General features: G+C 38.9%; 4 protein-coding genes. All 4 read right to left on the bottom strand.

Annotated features, from left to right (window positions below):
* Positions 1–168 precede the first annotated feature (168 nt).
* The gene (locus C558_RS0129950) at positions 169–621 is read right to left on the bottom strand and encodes a copper amine oxidase N-terminal domain-containing protein (RefSeq protein WP_018759973.1); all 453 of its coding nucleotides are present in this window, start codon (positions 619–621) and stop codon (positions 169–171) included.
* Positions 622–806: 185 nt separating this feature from the next.
* Positions 807–1,208 carry a DUF3888 domain-containing protein gene (locus C558_RS0129955; protein ID WP_018759974.1) on the bottom strand — a complete coding sequence of 134 codons (402 nt, stop codon included), beginning with the start codon at positions 1,206–1,208 and terminating at the stop codon, positions 807–809.
* A gap of 58 nt (positions 1,209–1,266) precedes the next feature.
* A complete protein-coding gene (locus C558_RS0129960; protein ID WP_018759975.1) occupies positions 1,267–1,572 on the bottom strand; it encodes a DUF3889 domain-containing protein in 306 nt (101 codons plus the stop codon).
* Between the two features lie 192 nt (positions 1,573–1,764).
* The gene (locus tag C558_RS0129965) at positions 1,765–3,135 is read right to left on the bottom strand and encodes a flavin monoamine oxidase family protein (RefSeq protein WP_018759976.1); all 1,371 of its coding nucleotides are present in this window, start codon (positions 3,133–3,135) and stop codon (positions 1,765–1,767) included.
* Positions 3,136–3,784 lie beyond the last annotated feature (649 nt).

Genomic DNA, 3,784 nt, shown 5'->3' on the forward strand with positions numbered 1-3,784 from the left:
CAATCGTGTCTATTTATATTACCATATTCTAGATTTTAATAGGAAAAAGAAGGATATATTCTTAAATATAACCACTACGCTCTTCTGCCCGTTAGGTTAACAAAAATAAGCAGGCTTCGGTAGCCTGCCTAGCAAGGGTATATTGAAGAAATCCTGGGCGGAAAATTTTTATTCAGCTTGTTTTGTCTCTTCCTGCTTTCTATTGATATGAGCCGTTTTCGTTTCTTGGTCCCAGCTTACAATGCAGCCAAACGTTTCAGCGACTAATCGAAGCGGAACATAGGTCATTTTGTTTTTAATAAACGGCGGATGCTTTGCTTTTATGGTATTGGAAACCGTCTTCACTTTCATATTGCCAACCGTAAAGTAAGCTGTCTTCTCATTGCTTTCGTAGATAATGAGATTGTCTATTGTACCTGAAAAATAACCGAATCTAAGCTCGGGTGTCGTATTAAACGCATCAGAAGAAACGAAAACAACTCCCTTTACCATAAGCGGTTTATATTGATCCGTAACGTCTATGCCACTTACCTCAACATGTACGCTTGTAGCAGCGTGAGATGTATTGGAAAAAACAAATATGAAAATCATACACACAAGAAATGCAAACTTCGTCTTCATCTCTTTTACTCCTTAAATTTTTTATTTTCTGATTTACAACCCAAAATTTAGCCTGATTTCTTACCGCTTCCATCACTTCGACTATTCGCTAGTAACTCTCCTTGTTTGGTATAATACTACCCTTTAGCTGAGGAAAGGCTGCCATATGGCAGCCTAAATACAATGAACTATCGTGTCCCGTTAGCTCAACGAAGAATGAATTGCCAGTTTGGAAGCAACTCATAGTCCCTAATGTGTTTGTATTTTAGAACCATTACAGCTCCCGTATTATCTATACGAAACTTCATCGAATCCATCCCTACATCCAAATGAGGTCCCACATACGGAATCACTGTAACATTAACATCAATATGCGAAGGATGATATTCAACGTTTAATTCAGTCCCTCCTAGAAAAGACGAAAACGTAGGTGACACAGTTAGTTTATCTTCATAATATCGATTAATCTGTTCCTGTATATTTGGAGCTAACAAAGTAAGTACAAGCCGTTTCAATGGTTCTTCGTGTGGTTTAGCATAAACTGGCTGTATAAGCACGGAGAAAATGATGACTGCTAACAATAACCCGATATAGCTTTTGACATTCACTACTAATCACCCCATTGAAGTAATTTCCGTTAAGTGATTTGGGTTTAGAGTTTTTTAGTTAACGAGTGGATTCAGTGAACTCAATAGACTTAATTATCTCAGTTGACGGGTCAAATGTGATAAATACATAAACCCCAAACTCGTTACCTTCTTTACTTCTCAGCCATAGCTTGAATTTCTCAACAGACTTGTTTGGCGTGAGTTCAGTACGACCAATGTGCTTATAATCAATTATGTCTGCTTTGTATCGTTTTTGTGTTTCCTTTACTGCAACTGTACCCCATTTTGCATATTCAGGCGCTGCTTCCAATGAAACAGTAGAAGCAATAAACAGAACTATTAGGGATATCATCAATCTTTTCATAACAAACCTCACTTTAAAAATTTCCAGGTATTATACTCTACATTGTCCAATTTATTCTTAAACTATCCTGCCCGTTAGCGTAGCGATGCTGCCGACCGTTCTTTTACTAATGTGAAGCTCTAATATATCCCACGGCAACCTCATGGCTCAGGTTATTGTCTCGTACTAGTTATTAATACATACATTACCGTATTATATGCTGTTTCCGGCAATAATTTGATTTACAGTTCGTAACGCAGAAGAGATCGCACCTTCAATCCAACCGGGAAAAAGACTTGTATTATCGCCAGCAAAGTAAATTCTACCTTGTTCGGCAGACAGTGTTGGGAGCATTCGAATCATCTGTTTCGGCTTATACCAAGCATACGCACCTCGAGAGTAAGGATTATGATCCCAAGAAAAAACCGTCCCACCTTCATAATTATACGACAATTCAGGAAGCACCTGTTTGATTTCTGATACAGCTGAATTAATATTACCAGCTCTAGATATTTCTCGCGCCGATTCACCGGAGGAGTAAGAACAAATTAACCCCCTCCTTGATGTCGTTTGAGTGAATGTAGCATCAAGCAACCATCCAATTTTCAAATCCGTATTTACTGTAGTAAAGGAACTTAAGTTGTTCCAAAATCTAGTTCTGCTTTGTATGACGGTACGCGTAACGGAAGTTGAAAGTTGATTTTGAATGACATCATTTTTTTCTTTGCTAAGTGGCGGAGAAAAATGAATTGAACGCAAGACTGTAGAGGGAATGGCCACAATGACCCGATCACAGCAGATAGTGAAAACTTCGCCGGAATTATTAAATCGGATAGTTACTCCTTTATTACTCTGTTCAATATGCGTCACAACACATCCATAGCTGATATTAGAGCCAATTGTAAGGGCAAGCTTTTTCGGCAGTTGATCCATTCCACCTACTATAGTCTTTGCACTTCTTTCGGAACTGGCCATTTTTAGGTCAAGCAGTCGCTGTAATGCAGATACTTTACGAATACCATCACCTAACATCTGCATATATCCGATTTCAAACAGCTTAATCGCACCCGAAGATGCTCCTTGACCTTTAAGATATTCTTCCATTGTCATTGAATCGAGCTGTGTCGCTTGTTTTGTGGGCCAGCCCGGCAAAAAAGGATTACCCGTCGCTTTAAGCCCCGGCCTGAGATACTTTTCCAACATTCCCGCATATCCTAAAATTCTTTCCTCGGCTGTAAGTGAAACAGGCCATAGTGCAGGTTCAGCCAGAGAATCTATTATTAATCTCCCGTCGATATATGACAAACTTCTATTGGGGACTGGTAAATTTATTAATTGTACCCCGGCTTGCTGGGCATAACTCAATGTGAGAAAATGATGCGCTCCAATGAAGGCAGCCCCGATTTCACAAAACAATCCGTCGGCAAATTGATCCCGCATCGTGTATATGCGACCACCCGGTTGACTATTTGCCTCTAATAAACGCACGTTATATCCTTGTTTCATAAGCTCCAAAGTGCATACCAAACCCGCCATCCCTGCCCCAATAACTACAATACGCTCAGGAAAACGACCTATTACCATAAAATCCGATTCCTCCAAATATTACTTTTATATACATCATGTGTGTTTGTAATCCAATTAGTTCCTAGGCACTTCTTATTATTCTATGCTGCCCGTTACTTCAATAAAAAAGGAACAGCTACCGGTCCACGGCATTCTGCTCCCTAATTTTGAACTATCGTGTCCCGTTAGCGGAACAATTTTATTGTAAGTTCATTTTCAATTCTCTCTGCTTTTTGATTCTTTATGTTTCTTATAGCGAATAATAGCAATGGGTAAATTTATGATTCCTAGAAGAAAAGTCGTAAAAATTGGTATCAATTGAAATATAGTAGGATTTGCATTACCATCTCCTACTGGTCCTATTTTAGGTTGATTGCTATCCCATATTCCATACAATACACCGAATATTGGTATGATAAGACATGCAATACTAGCAGTTATATAGAGTACAAACCTGTTCAAATCCAACTCCCCTCTTTATCCTTTGCCATTGTAGCTAATCTCCGTCTTTTCACAACTATAATTTACCATAAAAATGGTATTTGGAGACTTTAATTAATCTCTAATAATTAAACTATCCTGCCCGTTCGTATTATGAGGTCACCAGAACTTACTGGTCGACCTCCTTATTGTGTGGTCATAAGATTGAGGTAGCCGGGGATCGAAC

Origin of the sequence: Paenibacillus terrigena DSM 21567 (assembly GCF_000374845.1) — a bacterium.
GTDB lineage: Bacteria > Bacillota > Bacilli > Paenibacillales > Paenibacillaceae > Paenibacillus_K > Paenibacillus_K terrigena.